The sequence below is a fragment of the Nocardia sp. NPDC049935 genome (genome assembly GCF_055586645.1).
Map to the genome: position 1 here is coordinate 1 of NZ_JBVJHV010000010.1, position 24206 is coordinate 24206.

The 24206-nt window shown below is 67.8% G+C and carries 24 protein-coding genes and 1 tRNA gene; 10 read left to right on the forward strand and 15 right to left on the reverse strand.

Going from position 1 to position 24206, the window contains the following annotated elements; all coding sequences use genetic code 11:
• The first annotated feature begins 816 nt into the window (after positions 1 to 816).
• Both ACZ6SF_RS29730 and ACZ6SF_RS29735 read left to right on the forward strand, forming a co-directional pair.
• Positions 817 to 2091, forward strand: a complete 1275-nt coding sequence (locus ACZ6SF_RS29730) for a helix-turn-helix domain-containing protein (RefSeq protein WP_466066561.1) — start codon at positions 817 to 819, stop codon at positions 2089 to 2091.
• Between the two features lie 28 nt (positions 2092 to 2119).
• Complete coding sequence (locus ACZ6SF_RS29735) at positions 2120 to 2590, forward strand: SAM-dependent methyltransferase (RefSeq protein ID WP_466066563.1); 471 nt, start codon at positions 2120 to 2122, stop codon at positions 2588 to 2590.
• 894 nt (positions 2591 to 3484) lie between these two features.
• Here ACZ6SF_RS29735 and ACZ6SF_RS29740 read toward each other — a convergent pair.
• The 3 genes from ACZ6SF_RS29740 to ACZ6SF_RS29750 are packed head-to-tail and all read right to left on the reverse strand — an operon-like array spanning position 3485 to position 5971.
• Positions 3485 to 4726 carry an acyltransferase family protein gene (locus ACZ6SF_RS29740; protein ID WP_466066565.1) on the reverse strand — a complete coding sequence of 414 codons (1242 nt, stop codon included), beginning with the start codon at positions 4724 to 4726 and terminating at the stop codon, positions 3485 to 3487.
• Complete coding sequence (locus ACZ6SF_RS29745) at positions 4723 to 5655, reverse strand: SGNH/GDSL hydrolase family protein (protein WP_466066566.1); 933 nt, start codon at positions 5653 to 5655, stop codon at positions 4723 to 4725. The genes ACZ6SF_RS29740 and ACZ6SF_RS29745 overlap by 4 nt, the downstream gene beginning before the upstream one ends.
• Positions 5656 to 5671: 16 nt before the next feature.
• Positions 5672 to 5971 (reverse strand): hypothetical protein, encoded by a 300-nt coding sequence (locus tag ACZ6SF_RS29750; RefSeq protein ID WP_466066568.1) that lies wholly within the window; start codon positions 5969 to 5971, stop codon positions 5672 to 5674.
• A gap of 355 nt (positions 5972 to 6326) precedes the next feature.
• Between ACZ6SF_RS29750 and ACZ6SF_RS29755 the strand changes: the two genes are divergently transcribed.
• The 3 genes from ACZ6SF_RS29755 (at position 6327) to ACZ6SF_RS29765 (ending at position 7457) form a co-directional block, all read left to right on the forward strand.
• Positions 6327 to 6402, forward strand: a tRNA-Asp gene (locus tag ACZ6SF_RS29755).
• Positions 6403 to 6461: 59 nt separating this feature from the next.
• The gene (locus tag ACZ6SF_RS29760) at positions 6462 to 6824 is read left to right on the forward strand and encodes a GFA family protein (protein WP_466066570.1); all 363 of its coding nucleotides are present in this window, start codon (positions 6462 to 6464) and stop codon (positions 6822 to 6824) included.
• A gap of 69 nt (positions 6825 to 6893) precedes the next feature.
• Complete coding sequence (locus ACZ6SF_RS29765; protein ID WP_466066571.1) at positions 6894 to 7457, forward strand: dihydrofolate reductase family protein; 564 nt, start codon at positions 6894 to 6896, stop codon at positions 7455 to 7457.
• Positions 7458 to 7480: 23 nt separating this feature from the next.
• Here ACZ6SF_RS29765 and ACZ6SF_RS29770 read toward each other — a convergent pair whose 3' ends face one another.
• From ACZ6SF_RS29770 to ACZ6SF_RS29780, 3 genes are all read right to left on the reverse strand, one after another.
• Complete coding sequence (locus ACZ6SF_RS29770) at positions 7481 to 8488, reverse strand: RNA polymerase subunit sigma-70 (RefSeq protein WP_466066573.1); 1008 nt, start codon at positions 8486 to 8488, stop codon at positions 7481 to 7483.
• Positions 8489 to 8610: 122 nt separating this feature from the next.
• Positions 8611 to 8994: a nuclear transport factor 2 family protein gene (locus ACZ6SF_RS29775; protein ID WP_466066575.1), complete on the reverse strand. Its 384-nt coding sequence runs from the start codon at positions 8992 to 8994 to the stop codon at positions 8611 to 8613.
• Positions 8991 to 10235: an MFS transporter gene (locus ACZ6SF_RS29780; RefSeq protein ID WP_466066576.1), complete on the reverse strand. Its 1245-nt coding sequence runs from the start codon at positions 10233 to 10235 to the stop codon at positions 8991 to 8993. Before ACZ6SF_RS29780 ends, ACZ6SF_RS29775 begins: the two co-directional genes overlap by 4 nt.
• A gap of 153 nt (positions 10236 to 10388) precedes the next feature.
• On the opposite strand from ACZ6SF_RS29780, the gene ACZ6SF_RS29785 reads away from it, so the two are divergent.
• From ACZ6SF_RS29785 to ACZ6SF_RS29795, 3 genes are read left to right on the forward strand one after another with little or no spacing between them, the layout of a single operon-like run.
• Positions 10389 to 11993, forward strand: coding sequence for a circularly permuted type 2 ATP-grasp protein (locus ACZ6SF_RS29785; protein ID WP_466066578.1), 1605 nt, complete (start codon positions 10389 to 10391; stop codon positions 11991 to 11993).
• Between the two features lie 8 nt (positions 11994 to 12001).
• Positions 12002 to 12982 (forward strand): alpha-E domain-containing protein, encoded by a 981-nt coding sequence (locus tag ACZ6SF_RS29790; RefSeq protein WP_466066579.1) that lies wholly within the window; start codon positions 12002 to 12004, stop codon positions 12980 to 12982.
• Positions 12983 to 12986: 4 nt separating this feature from the next.
• Entirely contained in the window at positions 12987 to 13826 is an 840-nt protein-coding gene (locus tag ACZ6SF_RS29795; RefSeq protein ID WP_466066581.1) for a transglutaminase family protein, read from the forward strand.
• Between the two features lie 7 nt (positions 13827 to 13833).
• Here ACZ6SF_RS29795 and ACZ6SF_RS29800 read toward each other — a convergent pair whose 3' ends face one another.
• The 7 genes from ACZ6SF_RS29800 to ACZ6SF_RS29830 form a co-directional block, all read right to left on the reverse strand.
• Positions 13834 to 14814, reverse strand: coding sequence for an alpha/beta fold hydrolase (locus ACZ6SF_RS29800; protein ID WP_466066583.1), 981 nt, complete (start codon positions 14812 to 14814; stop codon positions 13834 to 13836).
• A gap of 57 nt (positions 14815 to 14871) precedes the next feature.
• Positions 14872 to 15138: a hypothetical protein gene (locus ACZ6SF_RS29805; RefSeq protein ID WP_466066585.1), complete on the reverse strand. Its 267-nt coding sequence runs from the start codon at positions 15136 to 15138 to the stop codon at positions 14872 to 14874.
• A gap of 115 nt (positions 15139 to 15253) precedes the next feature.
• Entirely contained in the window at positions 15254 to 16078 is an 825-nt protein-coding gene (locus ACZ6SF_RS29810) for a DUF4253 domain-containing protein (protein ID WP_466066586.1), read from the reverse strand.
• Between the two features lie 38 nt (positions 16079 to 16116).
• Complete coding sequence (locus ACZ6SF_RS29815) at positions 16117 to 17172, reverse strand: NAD(P)H-dependent amine dehydrogenase family protein (RefSeq protein ID WP_466066587.1); 1056 nt, start codon at positions 17170 to 17172, stop codon at positions 16117 to 16119.
• A gap of 153 nt (positions 17173 to 17325) precedes the next feature.
• Positions 17326 to 18573, reverse strand: a complete 1248-nt coding sequence (locus ACZ6SF_RS29820) for an alpha/beta hydrolase family protein (RefSeq protein ID WP_466066589.1) — start codon at positions 18571 to 18573, stop codon at positions 17326 to 17328.
• Positions 18574 to 18631: 58 nt separating this feature from the next.
• The gene (locus ACZ6SF_RS29825; protein WP_466066590.1) at positions 18632 to 20026 is read right to left on the reverse strand and encodes a lipase family protein; all 1395 of its coding nucleotides are present in this window, start codon (positions 20024 to 20026) and stop codon (positions 18632 to 18634) included.
• Between the two features lie 146 nt (positions 20027 to 20172).
• Positions 20173 to 20769, reverse strand: a complete 597-nt coding sequence (locus tag ACZ6SF_RS29830) for a TetR/AcrR family transcriptional regulator (protein WP_466066592.1) — start codon at positions 20767 to 20769, stop codon at positions 20173 to 20175.
• 88 nt (positions 20770 to 20857) lie between these two features.
• On the opposite strand from ACZ6SF_RS29830, the gene ACZ6SF_RS29835 reads away from it, so the two are divergent.
• The gene (locus ACZ6SF_RS29835; RefSeq protein ID WP_466066594.1) at positions 20858 to 21337 is read left to right on the forward strand and encodes a DUF1772 domain-containing protein; all 480 of its coding nucleotides are present in this window, start codon (positions 20858 to 20860) and stop codon (positions 21335 to 21337) included.
• 4 nt (positions 21338 to 21341) lie between these two features.
• Here ACZ6SF_RS29835 and ACZ6SF_RS29840 read toward each other — a convergent pair whose 3' ends face one another.
• Positions 21342 to 22262: an NADP-dependent oxidoreductase gene (locus ACZ6SF_RS29840; RefSeq protein WP_466066596.1), complete on the reverse strand. Its 921-nt coding sequence runs from the start codon at positions 22260 to 22262 to the stop codon at positions 21342 to 21344.
• A gap of 126 nt (positions 22263 to 22388) precedes the next feature.
• Complete coding sequence (locus ACZ6SF_RS29845; protein ID WP_466066598.1) at positions 22389 to 23441, reverse strand: alpha/beta fold hydrolase; 1053 nt, start codon at positions 23439 to 23441, stop codon at positions 22389 to 22391.
• 243 nt (positions 23442 to 23684) lie between these two features.
• Between ACZ6SF_RS29845 and ACZ6SF_RS29850 the strand changes: the two genes are divergently transcribed.
• Positions 23685 to 24197: a DUF2752 domain-containing protein gene (locus tag ACZ6SF_RS29850; protein ID WP_466066600.1), complete on the forward strand. Its 513-nt coding sequence runs from the start codon at positions 23685 to 23687 to the stop codon at positions 24195 to 24197.
• Positions 24198 to 24206 lie beyond the last annotated feature (9 nt).

Here is a 24206-nt window from a genome sequence, read left to right on the forward strand (position 1 = left end):
TGGCGATCACCCGATGAGTTCGAGGCGAGCTACCATCACCCGGTTCCGGCCGGAACCTGATAACCCCGCCCTCCAACAATGCGGGGGAACCTCACAGCCCACTCGGACCCGGGCGCTGTCCGGCGTCGTGCTCAGTCCTGGTTGCCTTCACTCAGGAATGCGCCGGCGGCCACCCACTGCAAGCAGCGCGGGCTATGTCCTTCGTGAGCCCGATACACCAGCACCGCGACGTCGTAGCTGATGAAACCCGCTGGGTCCGAGGCGCAGTCATCGTGCGCCCGCACGCATTGGTCGAGCAGACTCGCTCGCCGCACGTCATCGCAGCTCTCGCGACGCATCCGGGACAACGCGTCCGGCAGCTACGAGCGTGCGCAATGCAGCCGCCTTACGCGGGCATCCGTCAGCCCGGCAGCCCCTGTGCCCCTGCATGGTCTGATGGGCCTCGGGCACGCTCAACGGGACCTCGGGGGCCTCGTGCGGCCACCCCTTCGGCCGCATCGCGGAAGTGCCACCATCCCTTACTGCCACAGCGCGCCCACTATTCTCGGCACGCCATTCGGCATGGACCCGGTCAACGACCTCCTGTGCCGACATGTCATACGGCTCGTTGTTATCCCACCAGCTGAACCCCACGGTCAGTCCCTCCCATTCGAGAGTGGCGGGACCGACGCCGCTTCGGTGTACGTCGCGCTCCTCATGATCGTCAGCTCCCCTTCCGCCAGTGCATATTTGGTGAATTCAGACAACCACTGCACGCGTCGGGCGTATATGGATTCCTGTCCACAGCACGTCCACAAAGGAGCTACATTCGACGGCATGGACAGTCACGCCGCGATCGTCGGTGCGCAGCTTCGTGCCGTCCGTGAAGCCGCCGGTGTCTCCCTGGCCGCGTTATCGCGTCGGATTCCCTACAGCAAGTCCGTCCTTGCCTACTACGAGACCGGGGAACGCACACCGACCACCGATGTCATAGCGTGGTACGAAAAGTGCTTCGGTGACATCCAGGACCCGGTAGCTACTCTGCTCACTCTCGGGAAGGCTGATGTGGAACGGCGCTCATTCCTACGGGCTGGATACTCCGCCACATTGAGCACTGCGGTGTTGCTGCCCGGCTGGCTCGCACCGGCCGGATCGGCGGCGGGGAAGACGCCCGGTCTGCGCCATGTAGGGCAGGCCGATGTCGCTGCCGTTCGAGATGTGATGCAGGTGTTTTCGCAGATGGATCAGCGGCTTGGAGGAGGCCGTGGCCGGACAGCGGTGATCCAGTACCTCACCGACGAGGTAACCGGGTACCTCAACGGTTCGTATTCCGACGACAGGGTGCGTCGTGACATGTTCTCGGCAGCCGGGGAACTGGCCTATCTGGCCGGATGGATGGCATTCGACAACGGCGAGCACCCGGTGGCGCAACGCTATTTCACGGCGGCGACCAAACTGGCCGCCGAATCCGATGACAAGCCCCTCACCGGGCACATCCTGCGCGCGATGGCGCACCAAGCCATCGACCTCGGACACTACCCAGAGGGCCTACGCCTGGCGGAGGCATCAGTCGGCGATGGCCGCTACCGAACAGCGTGTTCCCGCGAGAAGTCCCTACTCAAAGTGGTGCACGGCAAAGCCCTGAGTGCTGCCGGTCTCGCCGCCGAGTCGGCAAAAGCTCTTATCGAGGCAGAGAACGATCTCGCAGCCGTGTCGGAGTCCGAACCCGAACCCGCCCGGGTCTTCTTCTTCTCGGAGGCCAGTCTCGCCCACGAGACTGCCTGTGCTTTGCGTGATGCCGGTGACCTGAATGCCGCCGCTCAGCACTTCGAGATCAGCGTCCGGAAACGCAAGGCTGCAAAATTCACCCGGACCCACGCGGTCACCCTCGGATACCTGGGCACCGTCCAAGCACGCATGGGCGAGATCGAGCGCGCATGCTCCACCTGGACATCCGCATTGGCAGCCATGAACGACGTGCAATCGGCCCGGACCAGGAACATCGCACAAGATATCCGGGCGACCGTCGCCCCCTTCGTCGACAGCCGAATCCCCGGTGTCGACGACGTCGACGCGCAGGCTTCGCGTTATCTCGCCAGCAACCCGAAATGAACCATCCACGGAAATGGAACAAAGGCACATGACAGACGAAGCGTTCGAAGTGGTACCGGTCGCGCACGTCATCGGAGGTCGGCGAGAACCCACCGACGACCACTGGGCCGGGTCCGAAGCGATCATCCGAGTCGACAGCGACCGATTCACCGAGGAATCCGTACAAGGACTGGAAGATTTCAGTCACCTCGAGATCGTGTTCCGGTTCCACCTGACCGATCCCACAGACCTCAACTTCGGTGCACGCAGCGCCCGCGACAACCCCGACTGGCCCAAGGTAGGCATATTCGGTCACCGGAATATGCGCCGCCTCAACTGGCTCGGCGTATCCCGCACACGCTTACTACGTGTGGACGGCTTGGACCTCCACGTAGCCGAACTGGATGCCGTGGACGGCACACCGGTACTCGACATCAAGCCCTGGTTCACCGAGTTCGGTCCACGCGGCGAGATCCACCAGGCTCCCTGGTCCACGGAGATGCTGAAGAACTACTTCTAGCGCTGAATCGCTCGATCCGCCCCGACAGCGGTCCTGCTGGGCGGATTGTTGCCCAATCGACGGCCCCTCTTTGCCCTTGCCGCTCGCGAGCTCTGGCCCGTAGCCGGCCACACCGCAACCGGTCCGTAGGTTCCACACCGGCCACCGAACCGAACCCACGCGCAAGGGAGACAGTCCGTAACGCTCGCCAAAGGTATCGGGCACAACAAGCAATCCCGCGTTGCATCGGATGCGCCAACTCAAGCGATGGCTGAAATAGAGGAAGAGTTGGGACCCCCGGAACAGGGAAAGAAAGGGAAAGAGTGAGCCGGTAACCCAACAACAGATGTTGCCGAATTTTCCTCTACAGAATCAAGAGCGGCGCGCACGCGCGCCGCCCAGGGTGCCTGCCCTCCGCTCCGCTCCGGGCAGCACCCTGGCGCAGGACCAGGACCGGGGGCCGGGCTGCCGCAACGGCCGGTGCCCCGGGGCGCGGGCCCGCTGCACAAGGCTGTATAGCGAGTTGAACGCCAGAGCACTGCCGCGCCCCTCCGGGGCTTGCCACCCTTCACCCGCACCGCCAATCGGTAGCCGAACGATAGCTGCGGGCCTGAAAGTCTCGGCGTGTCTGTGTGCGACACGCCGAGGGTGAACGCTCGGCGTCCGCAACTAAGTCACAACAAATTCGCGCTATGACTGGCGGACTCGAAATCGTGTTCGATAGGTGACGGTAGTCGAGAGTGCTTTATATGTGCTGGTAGATGCGTGATTCTTGCCACGGTTGACGATCTACAATGGTCCGTAGTAGTCGCTTCTCGCGGGATTGAAAAGGTCAGGAGTTCGATTCTCCTAGGCGGCTCCAAACAAAAAGGCCCCTGACGTGGTTGTTCACGTCGGGGGCCTCCTTGGTGGAACCTACGACACATTCCTGCTCATATCTCGTCGGCCGGCGAATCGGCGCATCAGCGGGGCGTCGATCCAGTGGTAGATGGCCGCCGCCCCACCTGTCGAGACCAGCAGGCTCAGAACGGTGAAGCCCAGCCAGCCCAGCGGTCCGAATTGCTTTCCGCCGATGAGTAACCGGGTGATCAGCACCATCACCGGGAATTGGATCAGGTAGAAGGCGAACGAGATATTGCCGAGCCACACCATTCGAGGTGTGGCGGTGAAGCCTCGGATTCCCGCCAGATCACGGGCCGCCAGCGTGGCGATCACGGCCGTCATCGGCGCGAGCAGCAGGGCCGACATCTTGTAGTTCGGCGGCACCGGCCAGGTCGCCGCGTAGGCGATCAACAGCGCGATCATCGGGGGTGCCAGGCGGGTATTGCGCCAGCGTCCTTCCGACACCAGCCGGGCCGCGAGCACACCGAGGAAGAATTCGGGCAGCCGTGACAGCGGGAAGTTGTAGCTGAGCCAATATGACGGAGCCACCGGAATATCGGGCTGTTCGAACCAGATGGGCGCGGCATGGATTTCGAAATACGGCGATACGTCTCCCGGCAGCAGTCGCGGGGCGAAGGTGTTCGCGATCCCCTTGGGCCCGGGGACCCACAGGTAGTACGCGGTGTGCAGTAACACGATCGCCACCAGCAAACCCGCCAGTACCCAGAGCACGTGACCGCTCCTGATCCTGCGCACCAGCGGCAGTGCGAGTGGGAAGCTCAGGTAGAAAAGGATTTCCGCGGCCAGCGACCAGGACGGCACATTGAGTCCGCCGACGGTCGTCCATTTCGGCACCCAGGTGTGGATCAGCGCGAGGTTCGGCGCCCAGACCACCGGTCGCGTCAGGGGAACACTTGCCACCAGGATGAATGCCGCGGCCGCGACCAGATGGGTCGGGTAGATCTTCAGCACCCGGCGCCGATAGAACCGCGGCACCGAACTTCCCGGCCGGAAGGACCAATAGATGATGAAACCGGACAGGACGAAGAAGAAGGTCACCCCCGCGGCACCCAGCTGCATCGGCAGCAGCCGATGGATCTGCCGGAACAACTCCGACTTCTGGAACGGGTACACCGGCAGGAATACCAGAGCGTGCAGGACGAACACCGCGAACGCCGCCCACCAGCGCGCACCGGTCAGCGAGGGCAGAGCCGGGCGCGCCGCAGCCTCGAGGAAGTCCGGCCCGGTCGCGGACCGGACCGTCGCCTGGTTCACTCGCGAACCTGCTGGTACACCGCCCCGGCGGCCACCGCGTCGCCGTACGCCGACGGGTGGAACGGGATTCCGGCGATATCGGCCGCGGGATCGAAGAACCCGTTCAGCCACGGATCGGCCGAGCAGAGCCCGTGGCCCGAGGTCGCCGAGCGAATATCGACGAACCCGAGTCCGAGCAGTTCCGCGGCCTCCCGCTGCGCGCCGTCGAGGCGGTCCAGGTATTCGGTGACCGCGCGGCCCCTCGGTTGCACGACCCGACCGGCGCCGACGACGTTCAGGCAGAGATGAACCTGTCCCGCCGGGAACAACTCCGGGTACCCGACCAGCATGATCCGGGCGTTCGGCGCGTAGTAGCGCATATAGGTGACCGCCTCGGCGATGCCCTTGGCGTACAGCTGACCGGTGACGTTCCGGTATTCGGGGAACCGCCCCTGGTCGGCCGCCTCCGGCCCGCATCCGTCTACGAAGTTGAATACGCACGACCGCATCGAGGTGATCAGCGACGTCCGATTGGTCAGGGACCAGGCGTCGTTCATCCCGGTCTGAATCAGGATGACCTCCGTCTCCGGGCCGAACGCCCCCTGGTCGGCCGCCGCCGCCACCTGGTGCACCAGCCAGAAGCGCTGTCCCGAGGAGATCGTGGATCCGCTGCAGGAGACGTCCACGAAATCCGGTGTGCCCGCGAGTCCCATTCGCTCGGCCAGCCGGTTCGGCCACGAGGTGGGCGCGTGCAGGCACTCGGTGGACTCCGTGAACACTTTCGGGTAGTTCGCGGTGAACGAATCACCCAGTACGACCAGCGTTTTCCCTTCGTGGCGGTGGGTGCCGGCCGGGGCGGCCGCAGCCGGTGTGTGCAGGGCGGTCAGGAAGAGCGCGACCGCCGCCACGGCGCCGAACAGCCCTTGTCTACGCCGAAATTGGCTGCGCATCAGATTTTTCCCCATGTCAGTAGCCGGCCCGCGGATCGAAATCGGGGAGGGTGAGCGTGGGCTCGGGCGCGGCCGGTTCGGACTGCACGGGTTCCGGCTGCGCGGGTGCTTCCTGCTGGACCGAAGGTTGCGGCGCCGGGGCCTCGGCCGGTGGTTCCGTGGCAGGGGAGGGCTCACCCGGCGCGGAAGGTACCGGGGCCGGGTCCGGGGTGGTCGACGACACTGTGCCGGTCGGTGCCGGCGTTCCGGTCACGGTCACGCTGGAGGTCGGCGGGTGCTCGTCGTGCGATTCGGTGTCGCCTCCGCAGCCGCTCATTCCGAGAACCACTGCCGCGCAACAGAACACGGTCACCAGGCAACGCTTCATGAAGAATCCCATTCCTGCTCTTACGTATCGGCGCGACCCGCTACCGGACGATTACGGTCGCTGAGCACCCGGACGCGTGTAGCCGGAGATCCCCAGTGCCTGTTTCGTTTCCGAACCGGCCGGACCATCTACCCACCACGACATCCGAGCGTTCTGACCGATTCCCTCCGAGCACGACGCGACCGCACGGTTTTCCGAACCCCGACACCCTCCCCAGACTGGATTCCTCGCGCCCCGAGCGCCAGCCGGAGAACTTCATGCCACCGGATCTGGGGGCGCGCCGGTGATTTCGTGTGCGCTCGGCCGTGGAGTAGCTCAGTTGGTAGAGTTTCGCCCCGTCGAGTCGAAGGTCGCTGGTTCGATTCCAGCCTCCATGGCCACTGTGTGGACATTGCATGGCATCGGATGAGACGACATGGTGCCGAGACCGAGGAGCGATGTGAACGGCGGCTGTCTGTGCGGCAATATCCGGTTCTCCGCGACCGGCGATCCGGATTTCCCCCACCTCTGCTCGTGCGAGCATTGCCAGCGGCTTTCGGGCGCCCCGGTGATGTCGTGGGTGTCCTTCCCGGAGGCCGGATTCGCCTGGACCGGTCCGGGTGGGGAACCGACTTGGTTCGAGACGTTCCCGCGGATCAGCCGGGGGTTCTGCCCGAAGTGCGGTTCCTCGGTCGCGTCCAAGGGGGATGAAGCCGGACTGGTGGGGGTCACGATCACGGCGTTGGATGATCACGCCGGTCTCGTGCCGGTCCAGCAGAGCTTCGCCGGTAACGCGGTCCCGTGGATGGCGCCGCTGAATTGAGGTCACCGATCAGGTTTGCGCGGCGTGACCGTCGGTATGTGTGGGACCAACTGACGAAAGGCCTGCACGATGCGGAAATTGACCTTCGGTATGAATGTGACCCTGGACGGCTATATCGCCGCGCCCGGCGACGATATCGGCTGGAGCGTGCCGAGCGACGAACTGTTCCGGTTCTGGCTCGACTATGAGCGGGCGAACGACCTGGTGCTGTACGGGCGCAAGCTGTGGGAGTCGATGAGCTCCTACTGGCCGACCGGCGACCGGCAGCCCGGTGCGACCCCGGCGCAGTGCGAGTTCGCGCGGAACTGGCGGGATACGCCGAAGGTGGTGTTCTCCTCGACGATCGACGAGGTCGACTGGAACACCCGCCTGGTCGGCGGCGACGCGGTCGCCGAGATCACCCGGCTCGCGGACGAGCACGGTGGCCGGATCGGTATCGGCGGCGCGACGCTCGCCGGGGCCGCCATGCGAGCCGGGTTGATCGACGAGTACGTCCTGGTCACCCACCCGGTTCTGGTGGGCGGCGGCACACCGTTCTTCACGGCGCTGGACAGTTGGGCGAACCTGAACCTGGTGGAGACGCGGATGTTTCCCGGCGGTGTGGTGCTGACCCGGTACGAGACGAGGCGATGAGCGCGGACCGGATGCCGGACCGATCACAGTATCGGAGGCAGGCCCAGCCAGGGTTTGTCGGAGGCGTCGAATCCGGTGAGCTCGGCGATCTTCCCGTCGGCGATACGCAGGACCGCGATATTGAACAGGCGGTACTCCGGGTCGTCGGGAGTGCGGAGGTACAGCGCGGCGGCCGGCATGCGATTGACTGTCGTGGTGATACAGCGCCAGTCGTCGTAGCCGGGCCCGAAGAGCCCGCCGGCGACCCAGCTGTCCACCGACTCCTGGGCCCCGGCGATCGGGATGCCCGAATCGGGCAGCATCACGAAGCGCAGGTCGTCGCGCAACAGGGACAGCAACCCGGTCAGGTCGTTGCGCTCGTGGGCGTCGATATAGGACTTCACCACGCCGCGCTCCGCCTCCGACAGTTCGTGGGTGGCGGGGCTGCGCCAGTCCAGGCGGCGGTCGGGCAGTTGCCTGCGTACCGTCACCCGCGCCCGCTGTAGTGCGCTGGTCACCGATGCGACGGTCAACTCGAGGGTTTCGGCGGTCTTCGACGCCGGCCAGCCGAGGACGTCGCGCAGGATGAACACCGCCCGCTGCCGCGGCGGCAGGTGCTGGACGGCGACGATGAACGCCAGCTCGATGGTCTCCCGCGCCACCGCCGATTCCTGCGGGTCCTCGGTGAGCATCCGGTCGGGGTACGGCTGCAGGTGCGGCAGTTCGAAGCCGGGGTCCGACAGCCCGGACGGTACGGGTATCCGGTCGTTGCGCTTCTCCAGGAAGTCGAGGCAGGCGTTCGTCGCGATCCGGTACAGCCAGGTCCGCAACGCGGCATGGCCCTGGAACGACTCCCGCTTGTGCCAGGCCCGCAGGAACGTCTCCTGCGTCAGGTCCTGGGCGTCCTCGTAGTTCGCGAGCATCCGGTAGCAGTGCACCTGCAACTCACGCCGATGCGGTTCCGTGACGAGTGCGAACCGCGCCGCATCGCCGGCGCGGGCCGCCGCGATGAACGCGGCCTCATCGGCGCCCGGCGATCTGGCGTCGGTCATGGTCATCGATCCTTCCACCGGTACGGGGGCTATGAGAACCGACGACACGGCGGCGGATGTCTAATCGGTGAGGTCGGCGAGGGCGGCCCGGCGCCGGACCTCCGCGACCGGTCGTGCAGCCCTCAGGCCCTGGCCGGTGTCAGGTGCGTGAGTTCGCAGAGCCATCGACCTTCCCTGCGGACGAATACGTCCGAGGTCCACTCGTCGTTGACGAACCGCTCGCCGCGGAAGATGCCGGTATTGACCACACGGGCGACGACGATCGCGGCGTCGCCGAGGATCGACACCGAATGCACTTCGCTGCGCATGGTGTCGTGGGAGACGATTCCGGTGGCCACCGATTCCAGGAATCCGCTGCCCGGGAACGGGCCGTCCTGGGAGAGGAAGGTCCATCCGGGGGTGGCGAAGGCGGCGATACGTGCCGGGTCGTTGGCGACGAGCGCCGCATCCCAATCGCGGAAGAGCTGTTCGAAGGTCTCGAGATCCGGGCCGGTGGTTTCGGTCATAGGTCCCACGATCCGCGCGCCGCGTCGAGCTGTCTTGGACGAATGGAGTCACTCGCGGGTGTCGTTCGTACGAAGACGGTGATGACTGCCGCGGCCCCGATGGCCGCCGCGGTGATCAGGGCGGTGGCCGGCCACCCGAACCACTCGACCGCCGCCGCGCCGAACGCGGTCCCGAGGCTGCCGCCCACGAAGTAGACCAGCATGTACGCACTGTTGAAGCGGGCCGGTGCCGAGGGGTCGATCGCGAGGACGGTGCTCTGGTTGGCGACCTGCGCGGCGAACAGGCCCGCGTCGAACAGCGCCAGGCAGATCAGTGTCACGAACGTGTTCGAGAGACCGGCGCCCAGGACGGCCGCGGCCGGTCCGGCCAGGACGAGTCCGGCGAGAATCACCCGGCGGGCGCCGTCGCGGTCGGTACGCGCGCCCGCGATCCGGGTGGCCACGATGCCCGAGAGGCCCGCCAGGGCGTACAGGCCGATTCGTTCGGCGGAGTACGAGTACGGGGGTTCGGAGAGCGCGACGGCGATCCCGGCCCATACCGCGCAGAACGCGAAGAACCACAGCGAGCCACGGAGAGCGGCGACACGCAGCGGCGCGTGGTGGAGGTACAGGCCCGGGAGGGAACGCAGTGTGGCGAGGTAGCCGTGCGGGGAGCCGCCCGGTGCGGCGGGGAGCGCGAGGAGGCAGCACACGGCGACCAGGCCGCAGGCCGTGGCGAAGACCAGCAGCATCGCGCGCCAGCCGAACTCGTCGGCCAGCCACCCGCCGACTATCCGGCCCGCCAGGATGCCGACCGAGATGCCCGCGGTCACCATCCCCAGGACCGTTGCCCGCCGCCGCGGATGCGCCAGACGGCTCGCCACCGAGCTCAATCCGGCCCCGACCGCCGAACACGCCCCGACCACGCCGATCAGTGCACCCAGCAGGGTGACGGTTCCGACGGCGGCACAGGCCGCCAGCGCACCCGCGAGGACGGCGAACTGAGCGGCGAGCACGCGTCCGGGGGCGAAGCGGTCGACCAGTGGCACGAGCAGGCCGAGACCGATCAGGTATCCGATGGGGCCACAAGCGAGCGCGACTCCGACGGCGGTGATCTGGGTCCCGAACGTGTCCGCCACATCCGCGATCGCGGGCTGCAGGGGGTAGATGGCCGACGTGCCGAGGGCGGCCGCGACCGCGATGAACAGGATGACGGGTCCGCTGAGCCGGGCGTTCGCCTCGGCACCGGTATCGATTCGCACTCGACCGACGGTAAGGACGCCGGAGCCGCGTCACCGGCGGGAATGCGACATCACCGTCGCGGTGGGTGAGCCCGATCCGGGAAACCGCTCCGACTCGAGAATTTAACTCCCACGGCAGTTCAGGGGCCGTTTTTCTACGCGACCATCGGTTTCATGACAGCGGTCGCCATTGCTTCGCAGTATCCACCGTCGATCTTCGACGGTTACCAGGCCGGCCGCCATCGCGGGGCCTACGACGAGATGTTCGACCCGGCGGGCCGGATCCGCCCGCCCTATCGCGGAATACACACCGCGCTGGAGCGGATGGACACGGCCGAGCTGGCGGCGCGTTCGGACGCGCTCGGACGGGCTTTCGTGGACCAGGGGATCACCTTCTCCCTCTCCGGGCAGGAACGACCGTTTCCGCTCGATCCCGTACCGCGGGTGATCGCGGCGGCGGAATGGTCGCGGCTGGAAAAAGGGTTCGCGCAGCGGGTCCGGGCCCTGGAGATGTTCCTCGCCGACGTCTACGGTGCGCAGACCATCCTGCGGGAGGGTGTGGTGCCGCGGCGGCTGGTGACCACCTGCCCCAATTTCCAGCGCGCCGCCGCGGGATTCGCACCGCCGAACGGAGTGCGAATCCATGTGTCCGGGATCGATCTCGTCCGTGACGAGCGCGGCGTCTTCCGGGTGCTGGAGGACAATCTGCGCTCGCCGTCGGGGGTGTCGTATGTGATGGAGAACCGCCGCACCATGGCCCGGGTGTTCCCGGACCTGTTCGCGGCGAACCGGGTGCGGCCGGTGGGCGACTATCCGGGGCATCTGTTGCGGGCGCTGCGCGCCTCGGCCGCGACGAATACCTCCGATCCGACGGTCGTGGTGCTCACACCGGGGGTGTTCAACTCCGCCTACTTCGAACATTCGCTGCTGGCCCGGCAGATGGGCGTGGAGCTGGTGGAGGGGCGAGATCTGTTCTGCCGCGACAACTTCGTCTATATGCGCACGACCCACGGTGAACGTCCGGTCGACGTGGTGTACCGGCGCATCGACGACGATTTCCTGGATCCCATGCATTTCAATCCCGGTTCGGTGCTCGGCGTCGCGGGGATCCTGAACGCGGCGCGTGCGGGGAACGTGGTGATCTCCAGCGCGGTCGGCAACGGGGTCGCCGACGACAAACTCGTGTACACCTACGTGCCCACCATGATCGAGTACTACCTCGGTGAGACCCCGCTGATCCCCAATGTCGACACCTTCCGCTGCTGGCTGGACGACGAACGGGCCGAAGTGCTGGACCGGATCGACGAATTGGTGATCAAACCGGTGGAGGGCTCGGGCGGTTACGGCATCGTGTTCGGGCCCGACGCCTCACCCGCGGAACGCGACGAGATCCGGCGGCGGGTGGCGGCCGAACCGCGCGGGTGGATCGCCCAGCCGCTGGTGCAGTTGTCGACCGTGCCGACGATGATCGGCGACGGGCTGGCGCCACGGCATGTCGATCTGCGGCCCTTCGCGGTGAACGACGGGGAGCGGGTCTGGGTGCTGCCCGGCGGGCTGACCAGGGTCGCCATGCCGGAGGGGTCGCTGGTGGTCAATTCCAGCCAGGGCGGCGGCAGCAAGGACACCTGGGTGCTGGCGCCGCGCGCCGCCGCCGACCGGGAGACCGCCGACCCGGAACCGGCCGCCGAACTGGTCGCCGAACCCGCCGCCACCGGGCATACCGACCGCGATCGCACCTTCTCGGACACCCAGGCGCAGCAACAGCAACAACAGCAGTAGGAGGCGCCATGCTGGCTCGGAACGCGGAATCCCTGTTCTGGATCGGCCGCTATGTGGAGCGGGCCGACGATACGGCGCGGATCCTCGACGTGACGGTTCATCAGCTGCTCGAGGACGCCACCGTCGACCCCGACCGTGCCGCCCGGGTACTGCTGCGGGTGCTGGGGATCGAACAGCCGCCGGGCCGGCTGGATGTGTGGTCGCTGACCGAGCTGGTGGCCTTCGACCGGCGGCAACCCGGTTCGATCGTCTCGTCCATCTCCGCGGCGCGGGAGAACGCGCGCGGCGCGCGGGAAGTCACCTCCACCGAACTGTGGGAATGCCTGAACACCGCCTACAACGGTCTCGGTGGGGCCATCCGCGCCGCCCGCGAACTGGGGCCCTACGAGTTCTTCCGCTATATCGAGGACCGGGCCGCGATGTTCGCCGGGCAGGCCGATTCCACCCTGAGCCGCGACGACGGATATCGCTTCCTGCTGCTCGGCCGCTCGCTCGAACGGGTGGATATGACTGTGCGGCTGCTGCTCTCACGCGGCGGCGAACCCAGCGATTCACCGGCCTGGGTGAGCGTGCTGCGCTCCGCGGGCGCACACGACTCCTATCTGCGCACCCACCGCGGTGTGCTGGACGCGCGATTGGTGGCCGAATTCATCCTGCTGGACCGGCTCTTCCCGCGCTCGGTCTTTCGATCGGTGCGGCTGGCCGAGGACTATCTGCGGGAACTCGACCAGCTGCCGGACGGTTCACGGGGCGCGCGTAACGAGGCACAGCGACTACTGGGACAGTCGCGCAGTGAACTCGAATTCCTTCCGCCCGGTGTGCTTCTGGAAGATCTGAAGACCCGGCTCGGTGCACTGCAGCAGACCTGCCACGAGGTCACCGAAGCCATCGCCCTGCAGTACTTCCACGCCGCACCGTGGGTCACATGGACCGACGCCCGCCGGCACGAACCGGCGACGGTGGTGGAGGGTACCTATGAGAGAAGGTGATCGGATGAGCCGGCGTCTGCGCGTCGTACATACGACGGGGTTCGCGTACGAGTCGGCGGTGACCGGGTCGTTCAACGAAGCCCGGCTCACCCCGCGATCGGATGGCCGGCAGAACGTCATCCTGAACCGGGTGGAAACCGTTCCGGCCACCCGCCCCTACCGCTATATCGATTACTGGGGTAGCGCGGTCACCGCCTTCGATGTGCACGCCCCGCACGACGCGCTGGAGGTCTCCTCGTACTCGGTGGTGGAAACCGAACCGGCGGCGGCGGTGCAGGGTTGCGACTGGACGGAATTGCGCTCGGACCGAATGCTCGACACCTACGCCGAACTACTCGCGGCGACAGCGTACGTTCCGGAACACGCGGAACTCCGCGCCGCGGCGACCGAACTCGCCGCGGGAGTCTCCCCGGAACAGGCGGTATTGCGGGCGGCGGAATGGGTGCATACGACCATGACCTACGTCTCGGGCACCACCTCGGTCCACACCTCCGCGGTGCAGGCCTGGGCCGACCGCAAGGGCGTCTGCCAGGACTACGCCCACCTGACGCTCCTGCTGCTGCGTGCCATGGGAATACCGTGCCGGTACGTCTCCGGATATCTGCACCCCGACCCGGATGCGGAGATCGGAACCGCGGTGGCGGGGGAGAGCCATGCCTGGATCGAGGCGTGGACCGGCGGATGGTGGGGGTACGACCCGACCAACGCCACCGCGATCGGTGAACAGCATGTCTCGGTCGCGGTCGGCCGGGACTACGCCGATGTCCCGCCGCTGAAGGGCATCTTCTCCGGCGGCCGTTCGACCGACCACGAGGTGGTCGTGGAGGTCACCCGCCTCGCCTGAAGCGGCTTCACCGCGGCCGGTTCCGGGTTCGCAGGAACTCGAGGAGCGCGGCGTTCACCTCGCCCGGCCGTTCCTGCTGCACCCAGTGACCGGCGCCGTCGAGCAGGACCTCCCGGTACGGGCCGGTGACTATTTCCGCGATCCGATTCCGGGGTGTGTTGAGCAGCGCCGAGTCGGCGGTTCCGGCGAGGAACAGAGTGGGCACCCCGATGGTCGAGGCGGGCGCGTCGGCGAGGAGGTGCCAGTTGCGGTCGATATTGCGGTACCAGTTCAGTCCACCCGTGAACCCGGTGCGCGTGAACTCGGTGACGTAGTGGTCGATCTCTTCGTCGGTGATCCAGTCCGGCGTGGTGCCGGGTTCGGGAAGCCGTTCGATGAACCCCTCCGGGCCGGGTGCCGAGAGGCGTCGCAGGGTGGCCTGTGCGCGGGCATCGTCACCGGCGCGTAGCCCGCTGAGCATGCGGCGGACGGCCGTGGCGGGATCGCTGCCGAGTTCGGTATCGGCCGGTCCGACCTGCTGGAAGTAGAGCATGTAGAAGAAATTCTCACCGAAGCGCCTGGCCAGGATCTGCATCGGCGGGGCAGGTGGTCGAGGTGTCGGCGGCACGCTCATCACCGCGAGGGCGGAGATCCGGCCGGGATGCAGTTGCGCGAACCCGGCGGCGACCGTCGCACCCCAGTCGTGTCCGACGACCACTGCCTTCTCGGCGCCGGCATCGTCGAGCAGTCCGGCGAGATCCGAGGTGAGGTGGACGATGTCGTAGGACTCGACGGGTTCGGGCCGGCTCGAGCCTCCGTAGCCGCGCTGGTCGGGGGCCAGTACGTGATATCCGGCCTCGGCGAGCACTGGAATCTGGTGCCGCCAGGAGAATGCGAGCTCCGGAAAGCCGTGGGCCAGCACGACAACCGGAGCCCCGGGATCTCCTGCCTCGATCAACCGAAGCGTGACACCGTTGGTGCCGACCAGACGTTCATGAGTGCGGTACACCCACCCAACCAACCACAGCCGTGCGGCCTGTGCCCGCACCCGGCCGAACCGGCCGGGTCACCTCCGGTGCGGGCGGTCCGTTCGCGCACGCAGGGCGCCACGGGCGAGGGCGGCGATCTCACGGTTCAGGTCGACGATCTCGGTTTCCATATCGCCGGCGGCACGGCGGGCGGAGCGGTTCGCGCGGTGGAGGCTTTTCGCGGTGGCTGCCTTGACCTCCCGAGCGAACTCCGACACCCATTCCGCTTCCCGGTTCACCGCTCGCGAACAGGCCTGGGTCAGATCGGTCCAGGGTTCGGGCCGGCCGGTTCGTTGTCGACTCATTGCCACACTCCAGTCGATTGTGGTTCGGTGAACAAGTGTGCACCGACAATTGAAGGCTATCCGTGCGAGGAGTGCGAGGCAATGGGTGCCGGGTAGCGCGGACCGCGGCGCGGTATCAGTCCCACCAGAGGCGCCACAGCGGGTTGAGCAGCGCCGCGGCCAGTTCGTCCACGGAGTCGCGGTCCTGCAGGGCGGCGTCGGGGCAGTAGAGGAACGCCTCCATGGCCATGGCCAGAGCGGCGTCCTCGTCGAGGACTTCCTGTTCGATTCTCAACCACATGGTGTCGCCGTCGAGCGCGACCAATTCGCAGCCACGGCTCGCCGACCAGCGTCGCAGCACGGCGGTGTGGATGGTGCCGTCGATATCGTGGTTCACCGCGCCCGACCAGCCCAGTTCCTGCGGGATCAGCCAGTGGGCGGCGGCGGGGACCAGGGCCAGCTGATCGAATTCCTCGCAGTCGGGGCGGATCGCCCAGATATCGCGCCAGTCGAAGGAGGCGAAGTCGTAGTCGTCGAGATCGAGATCCGACCACGCCGGACCGCCGCGTGGGATCGATTCGGGATCGGACTCGTATGCGGCGTATTCCTTGGTGAGCCATTCGCCGCCGCCGAGGTCGGTGCGGGGGAGGGCCCGCGGTCCGGGTCCGCTGTCGAGGAAGCTGTGGGGCCAGGTGGTGTGATTGGTGAGCAGCGGCCACAGGCCGGTGCGGCTACTCGCCGAACGGATGCTCTCCCAGAGCCGAGGTCCGTCGTATCCGGATTCGATCGGCACGGTCCACACCCGGGCGCCGGAGGCCGTGGTGGCGGTAACCGTGGGAATCGGGATCTCGATGCCGTGGGCCGCCAGGGTCGCCGAGGGGTCGGTGCCGGTATACGGGTCGGTCAGCGGCCCGGCGGGGAGGTCCGGCAGAAACGGAGGAACGCCCAACAGCTCTTTCATGGTGGGCCATTCAACAGCAGGGGGGTGACAGCGCAGGCTCACTCGGCCAGATCCGGATGAGCCCGGCCTGTCACCACCGGCATATCGACGAAGGTGAGGAGGCCGGGCGGGGCGGCACAGACCGTGGGGATCGAGTTGACGCAGTGGGCGGCGGTGACCACGATTCCGGGGTTGCGCAGCAGGCCGGCGGAGACGCTGGCGGGGTGCCAGCCGTGGATGACGACCGAGCAGTCGGGGTCGCCTTTCACGTCGATCTCGAACCTCTCCCCGCCCGGCCCGAATGTCCAAGCGGGTTCGAGGTTTTCCTCACCCATCAGCCAGTTCACCGCGACCCGTACGACTTTGGCGTCGCCCACGAACGCTTCCCACGCGAACCGCTGCGCCGCGACGGTGCCGGGTTCGATGACTCCGGCGGGGGAGTCGATCGGAGCGGTGGCGACCGCGACTTCGTGACTGCTGCGGATCTCGGCGTCGGCGAAGCCGAGGGTATCCAGGCACATACGCACCGATTGTTCGAAACCGCGGGCCAGCAGGCCCTGCATCGGGCCGGCTTTCGCTTTTTCCGGGTCGGCGCCGAAACCCATGATGTAGCGGACGACATCGGGGGCGTTGTAGGTGCGGATATCGGAGAACTCTTCGCCGCGCACGAAGGTGATGGCCGAGGAGAGGCCGCTGAAGAAGAGGGGTTGTTGTTCGGTGGCGCCGCCGGGGTCGATACCGGTGCCGTGGAGTGTGACGCCGCCTTCGAGGGCGGCGGGTTCCATCGCGGCGCGTTCTTTCTCGGTGGGCCAGAACCAGCCGAGCGGGGTGACGACGTTCTTGCCGGAGCGCAGGATCGCCCGGACCTCGTCGGCGTCGGGCATCAGGGGCGAATAGAGGACGCAGTCGGCGTCGAGGGCGAGGATTTCCTCGGTGCTGCTGGTGGCGGGGACGCCGAGGGGTTCGAGTCCGGCGAGTTCGCCGGCGTCGCGGCCGGATTTCTCGGGGGAGTGGACCCAGCAGCCGGCCAGTTCGAGATCGGGGTGGCGGGCGATATGTTCGATTGCGGCCCGGCCGACGCCGCCGGTGGCCCATTGGATCACGCGCAGAACCATTGTGAATTCACCTTTCCGTCGCGGCGATCCGGCGGCCGGGTGCCGTGGGTACGTCGACGTACCGGGTCAGGGTAGACACGTGTCCGGAATTCGTTCAAGGGGGAGGGTCTGGGGACGGGTGTGGATAAGCCGGGAAGCGACCCGCCGGTGGGATCAGCGGGCCGCGAGGGTGTCGTCGAGCCAGTCGAACATGCGCTGGTCGGTGAGGGCGCGCGCCAGCGGCTGGCAGTGGTAGTTGGCGCCCTCGGTCGCGGTGAAACGGGAGACCTCGGCGGGGCCGCCGGACAGTTCGGCGAGACGCCGGGACTGACCGGGCCAGAACTGTTCGTCCTCGGGGTCGGTGATGAACAGTGGGGTGGTGATGCGGGCGGCGTCCTCGGGAGCGAGGGTGTGTTCGTGGACGGCGGCCAGGGTGTCGAAGTAGCTGTCGCGACGGTAGGGGCGAGCCCGGAAGTTCCAGGTGTGGGCGGTTTCCGGGGAGAGTTTGAGGCCGATGCCGAGTTCGGCGTCGAACTGGGTTCGCTTACCGGCGTGGAACAGCTTCATCAGCGATTTCGGGATATTCGCCGACCACGACGCCGCGACCTCCACCACCCCGGGGTCGGCGATCGCGGCGGCGAACCGGTGCTCGAAGGCGAGGGCGCGGGCGATCCAGTAGCCACCCTGGCTGATGCCGTAGAGGGCGACGCGGCCGGGATCCACGTCGGGGCGGCGCAGGAGATGGTCGAGAACGGGGGTGAGTACCGCCTCCCAGTCGGGGCGGAACGCTGTCCCCCGTTCGAAGAGCATCGACTGCTGACCGGGTCCGTCGAACATCACCACGTTGTAGCCGCGGGCCAGGGCGCCCGCGGCGCCGGAACTCCACAGGGCGCTCAGGGCGCCGTCGCTGCCGTTGACCATGACGAAGGTGGGGCGGCGGGCCGGAGCCGGTCCGGGCGAGAAGAAGTAGCCCGGCAGTTCGCCGCCTTCGTAGGGGAAACCGATCCTCTCGACCGTATGTGCCGTGGTGTCGACGAAACGGTCCCAGCAGGCCCGGTGCCTGCGGAAGGTGGGTAGTAGGCGGTCGTCGGTGCCGAACCCGCTGAGCGCGTTGACGGCGGCGGCGAAATAGGTGGCGGCCCGCAGATACGCCCAGGAGGCGCTGAATTCGTGGTCGAGGGCCGCGGCGGTATCGGCGAGCGCGCGAGCGCGTTCCCCGGCCGCGTGCCAGCTGCGGAACCACTCACCGTGGTCGCCCGGTGATACGGCGTCGATCGCCCACAGGACCTCACCCACATCGGCCGCCCCGGACGCGGTGGCGCCGAGGACGCAACGCACCACGAAATCGAAATCGATATCGGGATAGAAACCCGCGCTGAACACCTGATGCGGATGGGCGGGGCGGAACGGGATCGCGGACATGAGGTCTCCATCGGACGAGGGGAGCCGAGCGGTGGACCGGGAGGGGCGAGGCGGCGATCTATCCGGCGGATACGGGCGCGGGAGTGAGGGGGTTCCCGGGACCGATCGACGCGCAGTTGCTCGTCGGCGCGACACCGGCGAAACGGTCGGAGAGGAATCCGGCGGCCTGGGTTTCGAAGGGGGCGAAGGCGGCGCCGTGGGCGAGGCCGTCGTAGCGGGTGTAGGTCACCGCGACCCCGCGGCCGCAGTACCGATGGGCGAGTCCCTCGACGTCGCCGGTGACCATGATCGTGTCGCCGACCGGGTCCACCTGCCCCACCCCGAGCAGCAGCGGCACCGCGGGTGTGCCGGCGGTGCCCATGATGTTGTCGTCGACCGCGGCGGCCACCTCGGGCACATCGAGCAGCGAACTGTAGGGCGCGCGCACCATATCGGCGTCGGTGAGACCCGGGTAGTCGCCGGCGAATTCGGCGATGCACAGCTCGTCCACGGCCTCGACCACCTGCGCGCCGCGTTCGGACAGGAAACTGCCGAGGCGCAGGCCGTAGGCACGGTGGTAGGCCACCACCAGCGCCGGGATGACCCCCGCCCAGCGGGCGCTACCGCTGACGTAGGGGAGGTTGTGCGCGAGATCGACCGGCAGACCGCCCGCCGCCGCGCCGATGAGCCCGAGTTCGGGGGCGTAGGCGGGTGCGAGTTCGGCGGCCCACTGTGTGGGCACCGATCCGCCCGAGTAGCCGACCAGGGCCACCGGGGTGGACGCGGGCAGTCCCAGGATCTCGCCGCCGGCGCGGATCCCGTCCAGCGCCGCGTATCCGGCTTCCCTGCCGACGGTCCACTCCAGATCGGGGCCCTCGTAATCGGGCACCACGACGGTGTAGCCGGCGGCGAGGTATCCGGCGATCACGGCCTGTTCGACCCGCGCGATACCGCGATCGTTCTGGCCGGTGAGGGTGTAGGAGGGGTCGCATTGGGAGCCGAGGGCGTCGTAGGCCATGTGATAGGAGACGAGCCGCGGCGGTCCGGGTATCGGCGGCCGGAGCACGGTGGTGACCGTGGTGGTGGGGGCGTTGTGCTGATCGGTGGTGCGGTAGAGGACCTGGGTGCTGTTGATGGGTGTGGATAAACCGGGAGCCGCGAAAACCGCCGGACGGGAGCGCAGCACGGTACCGGGCGGGGTGGCGTCCAAGGGGCCGTCGTAGCTGTAGAAAGGGTCGGCCGCGGGGATCGGGGGTGGGGCCGGTTGTGCCCGGGCGGGTGTCACGGCGAACGGCCCGACGGCGATCAGGCCGGCGGTGAGCAGTGCGCCGGTGAGTAGTGCGCCGGTGCGCCGGGTGGCGGTGCGCAGAGCGCGCGGGCCACCGCGGGAAGGCCGCCGGTGATCGCCGCGACCCGCTGCGGGTACGGGGTGACGCGGCCGCGTGGGCGGGGATGTGCAACCGGCGGTCCTCATGGCGCAACTCCGTTCCGGTACGAGACGGCGCCGCCGCGAGGCGCGGCGGCGCGTTCGAGCGTCGGTGTTGTGACAGTGCGATGGCTGGTGCCGAGATCACGTCCGGAGTGGACGTCTGTGCATTCAATCCCAGGGGTGTGCGCAGGTCAACGAGGCTGTCCGGCCGGGTCGCGGGTCCGGCGCAGGCTGTCGCGCAGGATCGCCAGGCGCTGCTCCCGGTGCCCGGGGCGCAGCCGGCCGTCGCGTTCCAGGGTGACGAGCCCGTGCAGGGCGCTCCAGCAGGTTTCGGTGAACGTCTCGACGTCGGCGTCCCCGGCCATCGGGCCGAATACGGCGACCAGTTCGCCGAAGGCCGTTTTCAGTGCTTCCGGGGCGTCCGGGCCGAAGGACAGATCGGTCGGCATCGCGAAAATGGCGTCGTAGAGGGCGGGCTGGCCGATCGCGAAATCGTAGTAGGCGCGGGTGACGGCATCCAGGGCTTCGGTATCGGTGCCGGCGGCTTCTCTGGCGCGGCGCATGGTGGCCGCGAGTTCACCGATACCGTCTTCGGCGACGGCGGTGACGATGGCCCGCTTCCCCGCGAAATGGCTGTAGAGCACCGGCTGGCTGTACTCGATCCGGTCGGCCAGTTTGCGTACCGTCACCGCGTCCCAGCCCTCGGCTTCGGCCAGTTGCCGGGCCGTATCGATGATGAGCCGGTGCCGTTCGGCGCGCTCCCGTTCTCGTCTGTTCTGGATACCCACCCATGAATTCTAGCATCGCTAGACAAGGTAGCTAGAGTATGTATAGTCTCGCTTCAAGAAATAGCACTGCTAGATTTCGGAGCAACCGATGAGCCTTTCGATCCAGATCCTCGCGGCCCTCGCCGTCCTCACCAATGCGGTCGTCTACGGCACCGATATCCTCGCCGCCGTGGTCATGCGTTCGGCGAACGCGCACCTCGACGACACGACCATGACCCTCAACGCCGGCTGGGGGCACTACTACGCCGATAAGCGGATGCCGCCGATCGGGATCACCGGACTGCTGAGTGCGCTGGCAGCGGCCGTGCTGGCCGGTATCGCGGGGCTCGCCGTTCCCGCGGCCGCCGCGGCGACCGCCGTCGTCGCGCTGGTGGTATGGCTCGCGCTCTACGCCCGCATCGCCAAACCGGTCAATATCGCGCAGAAAGCCGCGGCGCAGTCGGGTGTGATCCCGCCGAACGCGCGCGACCTCCAGAAGCGCTGGGACAGCATCATCTACGTGCGGGTGGGCCTGCAGCTGATCGTGCTCGCGGCGCTGCTGGCGGTTCTGGTCACAGCGGGTCTGTGAAGTCTCAGAGCACGATGACGTTCTTGCCGCGGGTATGGCCGGATTGCCCGGCGGTGAAGGCCTCCGGGACCTCCTCCAGCGAGAAGGTCCCGGTGACCGGCACCTGCAGCGCGCCCTGCGCGGCCAGGTCGGCCAGCCGCTGGGTGTGGGCGCCGTCCGGGCGGACCCAGACGACGTGCCCGCCGTGTTCGGCCACCGTGCCGTCGGCGATCGAGGCGTGCCGTCCGCCGGAGGCCAGCACCGCGAGGGTGGTCTCGAGCTGACCGCCCACGAAATCGGCGACCGCCTGCACGCCGTCCGGTGCCAGTTCGCGGATACGTTCCACGACGCCCTCCCCGTAGGTCACCGGTTCGGCGCCCAGGTCGCGCAGGAAATCGTGGTTGCGTTCGGAGGCGGTGCCCAGAACGCGCGCGCCGCGGGCCCGGGCGATCTGTACCCCCAGGCTGCCCACGCCACCGGCGGCGGCGTGGATCAGCACGGTGTCGCCGGCGGTGACCTCGAGCAGATCGAGGGTGCGCAGTGCGGTGCCACCGGCCAGCGGCAGGGCACCGGCCTGTTCCCACGGCAGTTCCGCCGGTTTACGGGCCACGTGGGCCGCCGATACGGTGACCAGCTCCGCGAAGGTGCCCGCGTGCAGGACGTCCTTGCGGGCATAGGCCATGACCTCGTCGCCCACCGCGAACTCGGGAGTATCCACACCGGTGGCCACCACGGTGCCGGCGACATCCCAGCCGGGGATCACCGGGAAGATCGCGTCGATCATCGGCTCCAGGGCGCCCGACATCAGTTTCCAGTCCACCGGATTGACCCCGGCCGCGCGGACCTCGATCAACACGGTGCCCGGGAAAACCTTGGGTTCGGGCAGGTCACGGACCCGCACCTCGCCGACTTCGCTCGTGTACCGGTCGTAGGTGGCTGCGCGCATTCCTCAGTCCTATCGGTTGCGGTCGTCGCCTGTGTGCAACGACGCGCCGGGACCGATATTCCGGTTCGGGTTTCGCGCCGGGGTCCACCGAGCCGGGCATCGTCGACCGGACTCGGGGACTTCCGCTCAGCCCGCCGCAGCGGACCGGGGGCTGGTGCGGTCCAGGATGGACACGAGTTCGGCGTTGAAACGGTCGGTCGCCTCGAGGTTGCCCAGGTGGCCCGTGGGCCATACCTGGTAGTCGGGCCGGTGCCCGGCCTCGCGCATGGTGTCGGCGATCAGATGCGACATCCGTTCGGGCAGCAGGCGGTCGTAGCGGCCGGCGATGATCGTGGTGGGCACCGTGAGGTTGGCGGCGGCCTTCCCGAGCTCCATATCGGCGAGCATCGCGGCGTGACGGCCGCGGGCCAGCGGGCGGCAGGACCGCACGATGCTCAGGGCGAAATCCGCCTGCTCACTGGTCGCGCCACGGGCCATGATGCGCTCCTTGAGCACTTCCCGGGCGGCCCAGCCGCCGGGCAGCGGCACCGGCGAGGTCAGGATGGATTCGGCGACGATCATCGGCAGCCGGACCGGCGACCCCAGCAGGGTGATCGGTTGTTTCGCCAGGGTGAGCGGTTTGTTCAGCAGCGGCAGCAGATCGGTGTCGTAGCGGATATTGCCCGAGGTGGTGTTGGCGAGCACCACCGCGCGCGCCCGGCGCGTGACCTGTACGGGGTGGCGGGCCGCCCAGGCCTGCAGGGTGATCCCACCCATGCTGTGGCCCACCAGCAGGGCTTTCTGGCCGGGGCGCAGGGTCGCGTCGAGGACGGCGGCCAGATCGTCGGCCAGGGTGTGATCACCGAGACGGGCACGGCCCAGGGTGCTCTCGCCGTGTCCGCGCTGGTCGTAGCAGATGACGCGGTAGCGGTCGGCGAAGGCGTTGATCTGGGGATGCCAGTACTCGATACAGCAGCTCCAGCCGTGGACGAGCACGATCGGCTCGCCGTCGGCGGGACCGTAGGAGTGAACGCGCAGGTGGGCGCCGTCGACGGTGGTGACGGGTATGACCTCGTGCCCGGCGGCCGGTGCGTTGTACGGCGCGCTTCGGAATCGGCGGGTACGCAACATGGCCCGGTACGGGGCGGTCAACGCGCCGTTGTGCGCCTGCGATAGCGCGGTTATCGACTTCACCAGCATCAGAACACTCCTTTGTGCCTGCTGACACCGTAACCCTGCAAGCAGGGTGCTTACAAGAGCAAGCGCCCTAACGGATTCCGCCGGATATGCGGCCCCAGTTGACCCGAATATCGACAAACCGTATGGCGTTGTTAACCCGGAATGCCCATTCGTAGGGGGTTCTATGCATCGGGCAGTGAATCCGGAGCTAGCACCTCCGTTGGTTGTGGCGTCAACCGCCGCGACCCGGCTACCGTGAGGACTGTGAACGACTCGGACGCGACCGAACCGCGGGATCTGGTGCCGGCCGGGGTCCCGGCCGCGGGTGGGCCGGGGTCCGGAGCTTCCGAGCCGCCCGCCGAAACCGGGCGAACGGGCAGGTGGCAGGCCCTGGTGCTCCCCGTCGCGGCCGCCGGGGCGGGGATCGCCGCGGTGGCGGCGGTGCATATCCGCGATCCGCATATCGAGGGTTCGTGGGGACTGTGCCCGGTCTACGCGCTGTTCGGTGTGTACTGCCCGGGATGCGGGGGTATGCGGGCGGTACACAACCTGACCGAAGGTCATCTGATCGATTCCCTGCACAGCAACCTGCTGGCGCTGCCGATGCTGGTGTTGTTCGCGCTGTGGGTCGGCGATTGGATCGTCCGGGCGTGGCGCGGCCGGAGTGCGCGGTTGCCCGGTATCGGCTCCACGACGATGTGGACACTGCTCGGCTCCCTCGCGATCTACACCGTCCTGCGCAACACACCCTGGGGCACCTGGCTGACGCCGGTCTGACTACGAGGC

Bases quoted from the DNA above. Each gene is read 5' to 3' on its own strand.
- ACZ6SF_RS29730 (WP_466066561.1), top strand. From the start codon at position 817: ATGGACAGTCACGCCGCGATCGTCGGTGCGCAGCTTCGTGCCGTCCGT.
- ACZ6SF_RS29735 (WP_466066563.1), top strand. From the start codon at position 2,120: ATGACAGACGAAGCGTTCGAAGTGGTACCGGTCGCGCACGTCATCGGA.
- ACZ6SF_RS29745 (WP_466066566.1), bottom strand. From the start codon at position 5,655: ATGCGCAGCCAATTTCGGCGTAGACAAGGGCTGTTCGGCGCCGTGGCG.
- ACZ6SF_RS29750 (WP_466066568.1), bottom strand. From the start codon at position 5,971: ATGAGCGGCTGCGGAGGCGACACCGAATCGCACGACGAGCACCCGCCG.
- ACZ6SF_RS29765 (WP_466066571.1), top strand. From the start codon at position 6,894: ATGCGGAAATTGACCTTCGGTATGAATGTGACCCTGGACGGCTATATC.
- ACZ6SF_RS29770 (WP_466066573.1), bottom strand. From the start codon at position 8,488: ATGACCGACGCCAGATCGCCGGGCGCCGATGAGGCCGCGTTCATCGCG.
- ACZ6SF_RS29775 (WP_466066575.1), bottom strand. From the start codon at position 8,994: ATGACCGAAACCACCGGCCCGGATCTCGAGACCTTCGAACAGCTCTTC.
- ACZ6SF_RS29785 (WP_466066578.1), top strand. From the start codon at position 10,389: ATGACAGCGGTCGCCATTGCTTCGCAGTATCCACCGTCGATCTTCGAC.
- ACZ6SF_RS29790 (WP_466066579.1), top strand. From the start codon at position 12,002: ATGCTGGCTCGGAACGCGGAATCCCTGTTCTGGATCGGCCGCTATGTG.
- ACZ6SF_RS29795 (WP_466066581.1), top strand. From the start codon at position 12,987: ATGAGCCGGCGTCTGCGCGTCGTACATACGACGGGGTTCGCGTACGAG.
- ACZ6SF_RS29805 (WP_466066585.1), bottom strand. From the start codon at position 15,138: ATGAGTCGACAACGAACCGGCCGGCCCGAACCCTGGACCGATCTGACC.
- ACZ6SF_RS29810 (WP_466066586.1), bottom strand. From the start codon at position 16,078: ATGAAAGAGCTGTTGGGCGTTCCTCCGTTTCTGCCGGACCTCCCCGCC.
- ACZ6SF_RS29815 (WP_466066587.1), bottom strand. From the start codon at position 17,172: ATGGTTCTGCGCGTGATCCAATGGGCCACCGGCGGCGTCGGCCGGGCC.
- ACZ6SF_RS29820 (WP_466066589.1), bottom strand. From the start codon at position 18,573: ATGTCCGCGATCCCGTTCCGCCCCGCCCATCCGCATCAGGTGTTCAGC.
- ACZ6SF_RS29825 (WP_466066590.1), bottom strand. From the start codon at position 20,026: ATGAGGACCGCCGGTTGCACATCCCCGCCCACGCGGCCGCGTCACCCC.
- ACZ6SF_RS29835 (WP_466066594.1), top strand. From the start codon at position 20,858: ATGAGCCTTTCGATCCAGATCCTCGCGGCCCTCGCCGTCCTCACCAAT.
- ACZ6SF_RS29840 (WP_466066596.1), bottom strand. From the start codon at position 22,262: ATGCGCGCAGCCACCTACGACCGGTACACGAGCGAAGTCGGCGAGGTG.
- ACZ6SF_RS29845 (WP_466066598.1), bottom strand. From the start codon at position 23,441: ATGCTGGTGAAGTCGATAACCGCGCTATCGCAGGCGCACAACGGCGCG.